At 44.7% G+C, this 14,150-nt stretch carries 13 protein-coding genes and 2 pseudogenes; 5 read left to right on the top strand and 10 right to left on the bottom strand.

Translation table 11 applies throughout. From position 1 onward, the window contains the following. The 3 genes and pseudogenes from FC15_RS09070 to FC15_RS08140 all read left to right on the top strand — a co-directional run. A pseudogene (locus FC15_RS09070) lies at positions 1-329 on the top strand (transposase); the annotation flags it as partial. Between the two features lie 553 nt (positions 330-882). Beyond that, a complete protein-coding gene (locus FC15_RS08135; RefSeq protein WP_057825638.1) occupies positions 883-1,530 on the top strand; it encodes an ABC transporter ATP-binding protein in 648 nt (215 codons plus the stop codon). Further along, a complete protein-coding gene (locus FC15_RS08140) occupies positions 1,527-2,282 on the top strand; it encodes an ABC transporter permease (RefSeq protein WP_057825640.1) in 756 nt (251 codons plus the stop codon). Before FC15_RS08135 ends, FC15_RS08140 begins: the two co-directional genes overlap by 4 nt. 113 nt (positions 2,283-2,395) lie before the next feature. Here the strand turns inward: FC15_RS08140 and FC15_RS08145 are convergent, their stop codons facing one another. The 9 genes and pseudogenes from FC15_RS08145 to FC15_RS08195 form a co-directional block, all read right to left on the bottom strand. Further along, positions 2,396-3,247, bottom strand: coding sequence for an EAL domain-containing protein (locus FC15_RS08145; RefSeq protein WP_057825642.1), 852 nt, complete (start codon positions 3,245-3,247; stop codon positions 2,396-2,398). Between the two features lie 282 nt (positions 3,248-3,529). Continuing rightward, positions 3,530-3,802 (bottom strand): hypothetical protein, encoded by a 273-nt coding sequence (locus FC15_RS08150; RefSeq protein ID WP_057825644.1) that lies wholly within the window; start codon positions 3,800-3,802, stop codon positions 3,530-3,532. A 23-nt stretch (positions 3,803-3,825) separates the two neighbouring features. Next, positions 3,826-4,110 (bottom strand): hypothetical protein, encoded by a 285-nt coding sequence (locus tag FC15_RS08155; RefSeq protein WP_057825646.1) that lies wholly within the window; start codon positions 4,108-4,110, stop codon positions 3,826-3,828. After that, positions 4,111-5,742, bottom strand: a pseudogene (locus tag FC15_RS08160) (DUF3329 domain-containing protein). It abuts the gene before it with no gap. Positions 5,743-5,972: 230 nt separating this feature from the next. Continuing rightward, positions 5,973-6,770, bottom strand: a complete 798-nt coding sequence (locus FC15_RS08175) for an ABC transporter permease (protein ID WP_235803372.1) — start codon at positions 6,768-6,770, stop codon at positions 5,973-5,975. Between the two features lie 2 nt (positions 6,771-6,772). Beyond that, on the bottom strand, positions 6,773-7,552 hold the full coding sequence (locus FC15_RS08180) for a hypothetical protein (protein WP_057825654.1): 780 nt from the start codon (positions 7,550-7,552) through the stop codon (positions 6,773-6,775). A 1-nt stretch (position 7,553) separates the two neighbouring features. Next, a complete protein-coding gene (locus tag FC15_RS08185) occupies positions 7,554-8,540 on the bottom strand; it encodes an ABC transporter ATP-binding protein (protein ID WP_057825656.1) in 987 nt (328 codons plus the stop codon). 252 nt (positions 8,541-8,792) lie between these two features. After that, entirely contained in the window at positions 8,793-9,203 is a 411-nt protein-coding gene (locus FC15_RS08190) for a peptide deformylase (protein ID WP_057825658.1), read from the bottom strand. A 298-nt stretch (positions 9,204-9,501) separates the two neighbouring features. Continuing rightward, a complete protein-coding gene (locus FC15_RS08195; protein ID WP_057825660.1) occupies positions 9,502-9,930 on the bottom strand; it encodes a GtrA family protein in 429 nt (142 codons plus the stop codon). A 241-nt stretch (positions 9,931-10,171) separates the two neighbouring features. Between FC15_RS08195 and FC15_RS08200 the strand changes: the two genes are divergently transcribed. Further along, positions 10,172-11,068: an alpha/beta hydrolase gene (locus tag FC15_RS08200; protein ID WP_057825662.1), complete on the top strand. Its 897-nt coding sequence runs from the start codon at positions 10,172-10,174 to the stop codon at positions 11,066-11,068. 243 nt (positions 11,069-11,311) lie between these two features. Then, complete coding sequence (locus tag FC15_RS08205; RefSeq protein WP_057825664.1) at positions 11,312-12,643, top strand: MFS transporter; 1,332 nt, start codon at positions 11,312-11,314, stop codon at positions 12,641-12,643. Positions 12,644-12,698: 55 nt separating this feature from the next. Here FC15_RS08205 and FC15_RS08210 read toward each other — a convergent pair whose 3' ends face one another. Next, on the bottom strand, positions 12,699-13,649 hold the full coding sequence (locus FC15_RS08210) for a DMT family transporter (RefSeq protein ID WP_057825666.1): 951 nt from the start codon (positions 13,647-13,649) through the stop codon (positions 12,699-12,701). Positions 13,650-14,150 lie beyond the last annotated feature (501 nt).

Consider the following 14,150-nt stretch of genomic DNA (forward strand, 5'->3'; position numbering starts at 1 on the left):
GAAGCAGCCGAACTGAAACTGAATGAGTTCGCCAACAACTGGCATCAGACCTATCCAAATTAATCAAAGATCTGCTTAAAATGCCGAATTTACTCACTTTCATGGACTTTCCACCAGCTATCCGGCAATCACTATACTCCACTAACCTGATTGAGAACTTTAATAAGCATCTCAAGCGCACCACCCACCACAAAGAACAATTTCCAACGGAAGATTCACTGGATCGCTTCCTGGTTTCTCAGTTTAATGTTTATAACGAGAAGTCTCTGAAGCGGATCCACCGAGGGTTCAAAGGACTCCAGGACACCTTGGAAGCATCATTTATTTAAGTTAGATACATATTATATGTACGAAGGCATTTCATTTACACAAGATTCTTGACGCTACCAAATCTTACCCAGTTATCTCAAGTTACCGACTAAATCAGAAGCTGCGGAGGACAATAGGCATGATTGCAGTGACAGTGGTGTTAGCGACAAGAGCGTGGAGCAAGGCGGTTTGCAATTGAGCATTAACGATAATTTCTGAATGATTCGCTTGCGGATCGTTTAGAAATTGTTGTTAAGCGCAAACTGCTGCCTTGCGGAACGCGTTTCGAGCTTACAGCACGGGTAAAACTTTAGATTTTGTGCAACAAAAGCTACAAGTTTTAGGCGAAAGCTCCTTTAGAAGCTTGCTTCTAAAGAGCTGCAGCCGGCCCCACAGGCTAGCATGCCCATTGTCTGTAGCAACTTCGGTTCAACGCATACCACAGCAAGAACGACCGTTTTCCGTAGCAACTTCGGTTCAAACTCACAACCACAACAGATAATAATCATTCTAAAGTGATAACGATTACATTTTGTGCTATAATGTAGTATCAAACGCGGGGAAGTGGCATGGATGACTTTATTGACATTAACGGATATTGGTTACCAAGTTGGCAATCAGACGATTTTGCACGACATTAATTTTAAGGTCGAAGCACAGGACATGATTACCATTACCGGACCTTCTGGGAGCGGTAAAAGTACTTTATTGCGATTAATCGCGGGTTTGTTGACGCCGACGAATGGCACGATTTCATTAGCTGGTAAAGCTTGGCAGGATTATGATCCAATTTTGTATCGGCGCGAGGTTTCTTACGCTGTTCAACAGCCGCAATTGTTTGGGACCACAGTTGCCGATAATCTTCGTTTTCCTTTCGAGATTCGCCAAGAAACATTTGCGCCAGAGCGCGCGATAGCTGCGTTAGCGAGTGTCAATTTGCCGGCTGATTATCTTGATAAACCCGTCAATGATTTGTCTGGTGGTGAGCGGCAGCGGGTCGCAATTTTGCGCAACCTCTTATTTCCACCTCAAGTGCTGCTACTCGATGAGATTAGTACCGGCTTGGATGAGGACAACAAGCAGATTTTACACCGCGAGATCCAGCGTATGAATCATGAGAATGGCGTTGCTGTTTTGGCTGTAACTCATGACAACGAAGAGATTAGTGGGGCGAATCGCTTAATTAAAATCGTCGGTGGCAAAATGGAGGTGTCAGAATGAACTTAGCAGTGAACAATACGACGTTAATTTTTGCAGCAATGTTGGTTTTAATCTCTTTGTACATCGGTTATCGCGAAAAACTGGGCGTCGATAAAGATATCATCATTGGCGTGATCCGCGCAATTATTCAATTGGTTTTAGTGGGTTACTTATTAAAATATGTATTTCGCGTCAACAATGAATGGCTAACTTTGGCGATGATGCTCATTATTGTTTTTAATGCGGCGTACAATGCTAATAAACGTGCAGCGGGCATTCCCCACGCGTTGCCCATCTCGTTGCTGGCTATCTTAAGTAGCACGGGACTGACACTGGCGGTCTTGGTGTTCTCAGGCTCGATTCGCTTCATTCCTTCGCAAATGATCCCGATTTCAGGCATGATTGCGAGCAACTCAATGGTCGCTATTGGCTTGTGTTATCGCAACATGAATAGCAGTTTTCGTGATCGTCGCCAGCAGGTGATTGAGCGTTTGGCGTTAGGCGCAGATGTTCGCCTCGCATCTATTGATATCGTGCGCGAGAGTATCCGTACGGGTATGGCACCCACTATCGATTCGGCGAAAACGGTTGGTATCGTTAGTTTACCAGGGATGATGTCTGGTCTGATTTTCGCGGGTGTGGATCCGGTGCGTGCGATTAAATATCAGATCCTGGTTACGTTTATGTTGCTTTCGGCGACTAGTATTGGCTCAGTTATCGCGTGCTATCTTGCTTATCAGCAGTTTTATAATCAGGATAAACAATTGATTTAGTGGTCAACAGGTGATTGGGAACTTTTGAGACTTAAAAATGATCTGTTGGTCTTCTGGCACATCTGTCTTCAAACCCGTCAATCCACTATCTGTCTGCTGAATTGTCAGATCCATCAGTCCACTGCGTGTTTAGGCGTTGCGGTTCGTCGTGTTGCTGCCTTTTCTTGGGCGGAATGAATTGGGTCAACGGGATGCCCGAACAAGTAACCTTGACGCAAGTCGATATTTAAATGCTCAGCAAGCTCAGCATCATCATCGCTTTCGATACCAGTCAGGACGAGATTAATGTTTTGTTCCTGCGTGAATCGTCGCCAGAATTGTAAGTTGAGATCAAACCACATTGCTGGATCGGTTTTACGAAAGTCACGCATGGCACATTTCAAGGCGTCAATCATCGGCACCATCCACTCAATGCTGTTCAAATTGTCCTTGGCGTTGCCCACATTGGCGACTTCGAAGCGCATGCCGTAAGTTTTTGTTTGGCGAATGTGCCGTAGAAATAAGTTACGGTTAGGGTAACGCGTATCCGGATGAATACTTAACTCGATGGCGAGCTGCATCGGTTCAATCTTGCTGATTGCCCAACGCACGAAATAATCGAATTCTGGACTGATGATTTGATCATATTCTAGATTGATCGAGAGTTGGATAGGTTCTGTGGGGAGCAACTTGAATATCGACTCCAATAAGTAAATCACACGCTGCAATGGAAGGGTCTCAAGCTGTTGAGGCAATGCCCATGAGCCATCTGGTTGTCGTTGTCGCAGTAGACACTCATAACCGGTTAATTGCCCCTCACGATCGACTTGTTTTTGAATGAAATAACGGAGTTCAAATTCCTTCTTGCTGAGGTAATTATTCGAGCGTTTGCGTGAGTAATAGTAGTAAAGTACGATGATCACCAAGAAGGCGGTGAAAACAATGAGTGTTAGGATCAATAATAGAAGTTCGAGCTCCCTTAACACTTGTAAACCTCCTTGCTAGCTTTGCGTTTGGGCTCTGATTGATGGGATGAAAGGATTGTTTGTAAACTAACAGTAAACACTCTCATTGTCACATTTTGAAAAAACGGATTCATTAAAAATTGCCTATTTTTCTGATGTAATTACGATAAACAATTCTGCTTCTAATCGGTATTAATTTCACAAATACACTGGCTTTAAGTACGTCGTCACCAAGGCGTCAAAGCACAAAAATAACGCCCGATCTAATTTGACAGATCGGCGTTATTTTTAATTGTGGTCAGGCTAGGGTTGCATTGATGGATAGTTGTCTTGCTCGCGTTGTTTTCGGTGCTGGTGGCTCTCAACTTTTTGTTCAATCACAGCGAAGAGGATGTCTAAGAAGAACCAAATCACCAAGGCAGTGGCTAACCAGTAATAATTCCGATAGTTTTTGAGCCGTTGATTGAGGGGTAACCTCGTGAGTGCAATCCCACGTTCGGAATTTGCTTGGCTGATTTTTAGTTGTTTCGTCGTGCGTCCATCGTTTAATGTATAACCGCTCGGCGAGCTGAGCATGGCTAGTTGACCGGCATTCCCCGTTAACTTGATGGTCGCGATTCGCGTTTTTTGAGCCGGTGACGATCGTAACCAACCCGATCATAATACACATTGAGGTGGAGGCGTGGTGGCTTGACTTTGATGGTCAAATATTGTTGATAAGATTGGTTGAAGTGGTAGGTCTGCGGATTGTTCGTTAAAGTTTGGTAGCCTGCGAGTGAGGCGTGCGAGATATCATAGTCTTCATCGTAAGGTGAGGTGAGTTTTTCGGTCCCAACGATTTGATTGGTTGTGACATCTGGATACCGAATTAAGGCGTGTCGCAACTAAGGTTTATCCGCAGGCAAGTCACGATTATCGAGTTGTGGCTCATCAACCGGCTTGCGAGCTGGATCATTCTTGATCGATTGGACGAAGTTGGGTTGCGCCGTTACGTTGGGCAGGGGCAATTTCTTCAAGAAATGAATCTGACCGAATCGAGTTTGAGACCAGTTTTGGATCGAACCAATCGGTGCGAGGTTCTTTTGTGGACTAACTTGAACAGGCACCTCATTATCGAGGCGTATTTCTTCAACACCCCAAAAGTGTGCCATCCAGGTATTTGACCACTGTTTTTTTAGATTACCCGGCATCACATAAGGGGTTTCCTTGTAAGGATTATAGAGATCGTCGGTCACTGGAATTCCGGGGACCCGAACGATTTTTTGTCCGCGTTGATGGGCAGTGGTGGCAAGCTTTTGATGGGTGTAAAAAACGTTATAAAATGGCTTGATGTCCTTCAGGTGAAGTTGGTAGCTAGGAATGGCCAAGAAGAGAAGCGCCGTCGTCAGTAAAGTTAGAATGGTGTAGTTAAAAAAGCTATCCTTGTGGACGCCTTGATAGGCCGCTAGCAGATTGAGTAAGGAGACAATCAACAAGATGTTGACGGCGAACCAGAGTCTGGGGAAGAGCACCGGTGAAATGACGGTTGCAGCAATTCCAGCGAGCGCACTGATTAGAAAAATGAAACCACTAAGTGTTGCCATCTCAGTTGGTGTGAGTGGTCGTTTTTCGAAGACACCTCTGAAGAAATCAGGTTGGTTGAACAGGACAATCAAACTGACGATCAGAATCAACAAGAGCAGGACGCCGGAATTGGTCAAGGTCATACCGAAAATGTTCTTGAGATGATAAACGAGACCATCTTTGACCCCGTAAGTTTGACTCTCTGACGAATTCGAGGATAGGGCCAGCATCGTGAGGAAGCCAATTAGATTAGCAACCACGCCAACAATTTTCCACCAGAAGTCATTGAAGGCTCCTTCCGGACGGGCAAAGAAAGTGAAGTAAGCCACGACTAAAATCGCCGTCGAACTGCCAACCTCGTTGGACATCCCCGCTAAAATCCCCAATATGAGCATCGCCCAAGTCATCAATTTCGGATGCCGCTAGACGTGATAATTGAAACGATAGGGCATGAAGAAAGCCAGGATGATCACTGTTGGCCAGAGATAGTTAGCGGCGCCACTGACCCACAAGACGGTGCTGTCGAAGCCTGACAAGAAGAACCACATTAATAAATAAGTCAGCAGCAGTTGTAATGGTTGTCTCAATGCGTGTTTGCCAGTGGCGAGCAGGTTGATTTCTAAACCAACAAGTAAGTAAGCCATCGTATTGATGAGGTTGAACACGGTCTTGGGGACCTGCATGGCGGCAATTTCAAAAATGATTGAAGTCAGTCGCGCATTCCACAACTTCATATGGTTGTAAATGGCAACGACTCAATCCCATAGATTGTGGTAGACTTGCGGGCCACCTTTTGCGGGCCATTCTCCGGTGTAGATGAAGTGATACAGGAAGTCATCACCCGTTAGGCCAGAGAAGCGGTTTAAAATGTAGACGCCAATGAGCCCCATGACTGCTAAACAAGTCACGAACAATAGGCCGTTCAAAAATAATTTTAGTGGTTTTTTTGTCATCAGAATTTCCTATCTTTTTGGATCAATTTACACAGCGACTCTCATCTCAGTGCCTTCATGATACACGGGAACCGTTGTTATTTTTAGACTAAGTTCAAACTTTATCGATATGATTGGTGTGGAAATGACGCCTTAGCGCCTTTTGAGTGCTTCATCAGGGACTTGCTCGCTAAAAAATGCACACTTCAGTTGGAAGTGTGCATCGCTTGATGATTGTTAGTGGACTGAAGCTATCCAGCTGCGCTAGTGTAATGTTTCAGGCCAATTTTCCAAACGCCGAAGTAGGCGAGTAGTAGAAAGATTGGACCGCTGAAGATGATGTAAAGCGTCATCCAACTCGAGACTTGACCGAATAACAAGAGTGAGAGTGGGTAGTAGCCGTAAAGTCCAAAGGGAATCACAGTCATGATGATTTTAACAAAATTAGGGTAGATCTCGAGTGGATAGCGATTCAACTGGAGAATCTGATAAACGATTGATTTCAATCCTTGTGTTGAGGTGAACCAGAATGCCGTCGATGAAATTGCTAAGTAGATCGCCTCCAGACCCATCAACGCCGAGATCGTACACAATAAGAAGATACCGATTTTGATGAGGTCAAAGGTGAGATGGCAAGACCACAGTGCGCCAATGAACATCAAGAAAGAGACAATGATCTCGAAGATCGATTCCTCATCCAGTTCGAAAATCACGAATTGGAAAAGATCACCGACAGGTCGCGTGAGAAAAATGTCTAACTCGCCATCGAAAATGAGAAACGGAATTTCCAAGGTGTTCACGAAGAAGAACTCCCAAATGGATAGGAGAAAGAGGGTATACGTAAATAGCGCGAACATTTCGGGCATGCCCCATTCATAAATCGAACCGACTTGATTCAGAATTAGCCACACGGAAAAGAAGGTTGCGAGTGAATCCAACAGGTAGCCGAAACTACTGGTCAATAAGTTTGCACGGTACAGACCGATTCGTTTAATATCCATCTTGAAAAACGACCCATACAGTTTAACGTAACGTCTAATTTGATTCATGGCTAACCTCCTGCAATCTCAACTTGATGGCGCATTCTGCGATACACGAGACTGGTGATTGCAATCAGGACAGCTAGCCAAAGGACCTGCAACCCTAGTTCGCCCCAATGAGTGCCATCAATCGTGAGGGCAGATAAAGGAACACCTTGCATCGCATAAAAAGGGGTGAACTTCGAGATAGATGCCAACCAATTGGGATAGATCGTGATTGGCAGCACACCACCACCAAAAATCATCACTAGGCCGGTATAGAGCGAAAGAATACCACCGTTTCGGAAGGTCACAAAGGAAAGAATCCCGACGAAAAAGCCCATGATAAATGATAGCCCATAGCCGAGCAGTAAGGTGAACAATGCCCAAGCAAAGTGGCCAACACCGCCCACCGCAAAATTGATTCGAAAGACCAGCAAGTAGAATAAGGTCAATGGAAAAATCGTGAAGACGAGCAGATAGGCAGACTTGCCTAATTGTGCTAAGAAGACGCTCTTCCAATAATCAAGTGGCCGCACGAAGTCGTAGATGATCGTGCCTTTCTTGATTTGATATTCAATCGTCTGTGAGACTTCGGATGCAGGCATTAACAGGGTATAAGAAGTCGCCAGAATGGCATAACTCGAAATCATCTCACTGCTGGCAAGACTGACGTTTCCGGTTTTCCTAGCAGAATCCCAAACGAAGTATTGGATCATCGCGGCCAAAAGCGCACCAACGACCGTCATCACGGTATCAAAGTAGTAATAACTCTGTCGTTTGAATTGACAAACAATGTATGAACGGAACATCTTAGTCGACTCCCTTCTGTTTGGAACGCAACAGTAAAATCATCTCGAGGTCATTGGGCAAGACAGTGATTCCCTTAACTGCACCTCGCGTGAGATTGGGCACTTTTTGAATAAAATCGGCCACAGAAATGAGGCGTGTATCTAATAAACATTCCAAGCTACTATTGTTGCGTTGATAGAGGGTGACGCCGGGAATCATGGTCAATTCGGTGATGCCTTGAATGGCGACGCGTTGATAGGCAGCATATTGGTCTTTGAATTGATCCAAATCGCCGTCATACTGAACACTGCCTTTTCCGAGTAATAATAAGCGGTTGGCAATTTTTTCAACATCGGCCATTTCGTGGGAGGTGTACATAATTGTGGTATGACGTTCGCGATTGATCTGCAACAATAAGTTGAGGACGGCTGTTCGCGTCGCCACATCGAGCCCCAAAGTTGGCTCATCAAGGAAAACAATCTCGGGTTGATGAATGAGCGTTGCAATGAATTCGCCACGCATGCGTTGACCTAAAGACAATTCGCGTACAGGTTGTTTCAAGTAAGATTCAACCTGCAGACGCTCGATCAATTCCGAGAGCCAGACTTGATCTTCGTGTGCAGTATGTTGATACATCTTTTGAAGAAAATAAAAGGAATCTTGCAACGGCAGTTCCCACCAAAGCTGCGATTTTTGCCCCATCAAGGCACCAATTCGCCGCGCAATCTTCTTCCGATCGTGAACCGGATCATCGCCTAAGACGCGAACCTCTCCAGAAGTCTGACGCAAAATACCCAATAAGATCTTGATCGTCGTTGACTTACCAGCACCATTCTCGCCAACATAACCAAGAATATCACCGCGATTCACCTGAAAATTGATGGCCTTAAGCGCCTTGATCGTCCGATAATCAGGATGCAGAAAATTGCTCACCTTGGATCGTGACTGATCCTCCTCACGCACACGGTAGTCCATTGCCACGTGATCAACTGTAATTAATTCGTCCATTTGTCTGACCTACTAACTTGAAAAGATTTCCCGTTAGCGACATCAACAAAATGAAGCAGCAGGATTAGAATAGTGTCTATAAAAATAATAGTTCATTTGTAAAAAAATGCAATAATATTCACAATTAATATGTAATTATTTTAATAATAACCGTTTTTCAGGACGAAGTATTAATCCTAACGGCAAACAAGCCACTCAGTTCAGTTTGAACTGAGTGGCTTGTTGGTTAACAATGATTTGATCAGTAAGAGATTAAATCAGAATCCCATTGCAATGATCGATTTCATGTTGAATGATTTGAGCAATCCAGCCGGAGAATGTTTGTTGCTGTGGTTGGAAATTTTGATTTTCGAAGTTAACGGTAATTGTCTGATAACGGGTTGTTGAGCGTTGCCCCGTCAATGAGAGACAGCCTTCTTCGGTTTGATAGGGCCCTGATCTTTTAATGATGACTGGATTGACCAGTGGAGCGGCCAGCGGTCCCATCTGGCAAACAATCATGTTCTTCTGGACGCCAATCATATTTGCCGCCATGCCAACACACCGATCGGCATTGGCACGAAGCGTGTCAAGCAAGTCGGTGATCACAGCCGCATCATTGATGGTGGCAGGTTGGGATTTTTGAGCTAAAAAGGCAGGATCGCGCATAATTGGTTTGATCATTGAAAGACTCCTTGAATAGTTTGATGTTGTCATGTTAGTCGTTAAATTCAACCCGTGAGCTTTCACACTCTAAACGTGTTGCACAAGGCAGCTTCCTGCGCTTAACCACAATTTCTAAACGACTCGCTGCACGAATCATTCAGAAATTCTTGTTAATGCTCAGAAGCTAACCGCCTTGCTTCACACTCTGAAACGTGTTACAGCTCACTGAATTTTCCGGTTAACACAATTAAGGCTCGAATCTAAAAGCGGATTCGGGTCTTAATCATGTTAATTCTCAAATTCAACCCGTGAGCTTTCACACTCTTTTAAATATAAATATTTTACTAAAGAAATAATTTGCTATGACGACAATGATTTGCGTGATTATTTTTGAAATTAGCGTGTTCGTGTGCATCAGGTCGATCATGATGAACATTGAGCCCATGTCTATCCCGTAGGAAACGAGGCGCGCGACGATAAACTTGGCGAACTCCCAGCTGAGCTGACCGAATCCTTCTGTTTTTGAATGGAAGACCCAGAGCTTGTTGGTCACGAAGGCAAACAAAACCGAGAGGATCCACGCGAGTGTGTTTGAGAGTTGCCAATTCAGTGCTAGGCCTTGGTGGCTGACGTAGAAGACCACGATATTGACGACCGTGGTCCATCCGCCGTAAAAAAGGTACATGAAAACTGCCCACCAGTCATGTTTTTCAAGAAAGTTGCGGAAGCTTCGATATCGTTTCATCAATTTTGCCATCCATCATGTCATTCGTGTCATTTGATTGACGCATTTGATTGAGATTTAGCGCAATCACTGCATTTCAATATACGCCATCCCCAGATTCACTGTCAACTATAGCCACATTCGTGAGGCCGACAGTTGATACCAAATATTTTGAAATTTGAGTCATTTAGGGCATACTGAAAAAGAAATCGAACGTTTTTCGGGTAGTTATAATTGGTGAAGTCAATAAGGAGCGTCAATGATGAAGAAATGGTATCGATGGTTTAGCTTGGTTCTCTTGACAATGACCTTGTCTGCATGTCGCTTTTTCAATTCAGAAGTATCAAACACCCAATCACCGAGTCCTCATGCCAAGCAGTCGAGCGCGGCTCAACAGCCTTATTTAGAGACTTCAACACCGACGTTTTACGTTCATGGCTATAACGGCAGTGCGAATTCAACTAATTCCCTAATTTATACGGCACAGCAGCAAGCCGGTAGTAACAGTATTTTGCGCGTGACCGTCGCTAAAGATGGCCGTCTGCACTACAGTGGCAGTTGGGAGAAGCACGCGATTAATCCATTGGTTCAAATCGTTTTTAGTGATAATTCTGCGCCCTATGACACACAAGCTGCTTGGTTAAAAGCTGTGATCCAGCAGACGGCTGCTAAATATCCGTTCAAGACCTATCAGATTGTGGCGCATTCGGCCGGCAATGTTGCGGCAGTCGATATGTTGATGACACCGAATCTACCAGCCAATTTTCCGAAAATTACGAAGTTTGTCTCGATTGCGGGCTGCTATAACGGCGTTATTACGATCGATGATGTCGCTAATCAGAACTATTTCATGCCAGATGGGTTGCCGGCTTATCAACGTGCAGCCTACCAGTTGTTAGACAGTAAGCGACAGAATTTTCCTAAAGGTGTTCATATCTTGAATATCATGGGTGATCTTAAGAATGGCTCACACTCGGACGGCTTGGTGAGTGAGGTGTCTGCGCGTTCGTTGAAAGTCTTAATTCGTGGGCATCAGGCCGATTATACAGAACTTGTCTACACCGGATCCGCTGCCCAACATAGTCGATTACATGAAAACAAAGCAGTGGCAACACGCGTTGATCAGTACCTTTGGGGTAACCCAGCTAATCAAAATTGAGCTCACTCTAGGGATGACGCATCTAAAGCTCGATAGGTAGCTTAGACCATTTTTCTGAAAAAGTGTTATAATTACTTAAGATAGTTTCAACAAATCAACCGTAAATTCCAGAAAGTTTAACTTTCGTGTAAGGAGATTTACGGTTTTATTTTGTCTATTTTTAATAGGGGGTCTTAGTTTGACGAACAAAAATTACCACGAAAGGCATTATTGAGTATTCTCTCGGCCGGTTTACTAAGCTTTATGGGAATCTTGGTGGAAACATCGCTCAATGTCACCTACGTTACACTCACGAAGCAGCTCCATGTTAATCTCGCAACGATCCAGTGGCTGACTACGGGTTACTTACTTGTTGTGACGATGATGGTCGCTTCAGCACACTTAACGAAGAAATATCCAGTCAAGAATCTATTTGTTTTTGCCATCAGCTGTTTTGCGGTGGGGACGGTTATTTTAGGCGTCTCGAATAGCTTCAGCATCATGCTTTTAGGCAGGATTATCCAAGGTATGTCGACAGGTTTATCGGCGCCACTCATGTTCCATCTCATTATGAGTAGTGTCCCACGTCAAAAATTGGCCACCTATACTGGTTTGGCAGCCATGATCATTGCATTGGCACCTGCATTGGGGCCGACATATGGCGGGCTGTTAACTTCACTTTGGTCTTGGCGAATGATTTTTTGGTTATTAATGCCATTGATCATCATCGTCTTTCTGATTGGGGTCTTTAATTTAACGTTACAGCCTGTTTCACCCGATGATCAATTTGATTTTATCGGGTTCATTATTCTCTCGGCGGTTTTATTATTATTGGATTTGGCATTTAGCCAAGCGGGTAAGTTTGGTTTCATGAGCGGACATTTCTGGGGATTACTTCTCCTCGCACTGGTATTAGGTCTTATTTTTTATCAATACGATCGACACAGCCAGCGTCATCTGATTGACTTTTCTATTTTTAAGTACCCAATCGTTAGCTGGCATCTTCTGGGTTATTTTCTCTTGCAATTCACGAATATTGGCCTTTCATTTGTCATTCCCCAAGTTGCTCAGTTTGCCTTAGGTAAAAGTGCGTCGGCGGCGGGGATGATGTTGTTGCCCGGGGCGCTTCTGGGTGCAATTGTTGCGCCACTTGCTGGCCGAGCCATGGATAAATTAGGCAGTCCAATTCCAATTGTGATTGGTCATGTTATTTTCGTCTTGGGTGCGTTGATCGATGTGATCTTCAGTCAACGCTTGACCGCACTGATCATTGTTCTCGCCTACGTTGTGTTGCGCTTGGGCTTCAATTTGGTTTTTGGGAATACGATCACGGATGCCAGCTTGCAAGTTAGTCCTAAGCAGCGCGCTGATATCAACGCCGCTTTCAACATGTCGCAACGATATGCCGGTTCATTTGGGACTGGGGTGCTTGCCGCTATTATCGGTGTCTATCAACTTCGCCCTGGCAAGCTAGCAGTCACCACCACACAAGGTGCAACCGTGGTGTATTGGCTATTGCTCGTCCTTGCCATCATTGCATTGCTCGGCAGCTGGTTAAGCTATCACGAAGAAGTAAAGAAACGTCGTGCTTTATAAAAATAGAAAAACGCGGTTCAACAAAATCAATTTTTTTGTTGAACCGCGTTTTTCATTAATGATCAATTTGATTGATATGTTGTTTTCGCATTCGCTGAAATAAGGCTTTGAAATTCATTGTGACCACGATGACGGCCACAATAATCACCGCACCGCCGATCAGATCCATCTGGCCGAGATGCGTGTGAACAAGTAATACTGCAAAGAGGGTCGCCGATAAGGGCTCAAATGCATCTAGTAAACTGGCAGTGGTGGGCAAGATGAAGGTTAGGCTAGTTGAGAATAGAATAAACGCGAGCACCGTCCCAACTAGCACCGTCACCAGCAACAAACGCACATCACGAAACGTCAGAGTGACTGGCCGTGTCCAGAAAGGATTAAAAAGATTGAGCACATTCCCGCCAATCAACATCCCCCAACCGGTGACGCTGAGCACGCCAAATTTGGGCAAGAGTTTCTGTGGCATCATTGAGTGAGTTGCGACACCTACCGCCGATAAAAGCCCCCAGAACAAGACGAGCGGAGGGATGGCAAGCTGATTAAAATGGCCATGGGTCACAATCAACAACGTGCCAAAGAAAGCTAATAAGAGTCCAATTGTTTCGGCACGTGTTGGCAGTTGCCGTTTAAAAGAAAATAAATACAGCGTGATCACAAACGGACCAAGAAATTGCAGGATCGTTGCAATCGGCGCATTGCCATATTCGACGGTTTTGAAATAACAGTATTGGACGGGAATCAGTCCGAAAACGGCATATCCGACTAATTGTATTGCCGACTTACCATCACGCCAAACCCTAAAAGGATGCTCACGACGAATCGCAGCCAGCCCTAGCATGATCAAGCCGGCGGCAATCATCCGCACCTGGCTGACCCACAACGGTGTCATTGCCGAATTAAGCTTGAATAACATGCTGACGGTAACACCGGAGAACCCCCACATAATCGCCGCAATGATTGCGAGGGTCGTCCCAATTAAAAAGTTCCTTCTACTTACTCTAAACATGACTAGGCCTCAACTGATTCTGCATAATTGTCTATTCCCTAGTTTAGCGATTTCGAAATGAAAAAGAAATAGATATTTGGCATTTATTTGACCGAAATTGCCTCGCCGAAGTTGCTGCGGTATGCGTTGAACCGAAGTTGCTGCAGACAATGGGCATGCTAGCATGTGGGGCCGGCTGCAGCTCTTTTTGAAACGCGTGAAGCAAGGCAGCAGTCTGCGCTTAACAACAATTTCTAAACGATTCGCAAGCGAATCATTCAGAAATTATCGTTAATGCTCAACTGCAAAACGCCTTGCTTCACGCTCTTGTCGCTAACACCACTGTCACTGCAATCATGCCCATTTTCCTCCGCAACTTCTAGTTTAGTCTAAGCCATTGAATAACTGGTTCAGTGGTAATTGTTAGTTTTTACTTCTTAATTTCAAACCACAGTTTCGCCTTCAGATCTGAGTCAGGGAACGGAGTGGAAAGTTGTTGCCGTGCTGTGAAAATGTTGTTAA

The organism is Lapidilactobacillus concavus DSM 17758 (assembly GCF_001435835.1).
GTDB lineage: Bacteria > Bacillota > Bacilli > Lactobacillales > Lactobacillaceae > Lapidilactobacillus > Lapidilactobacillus concavus.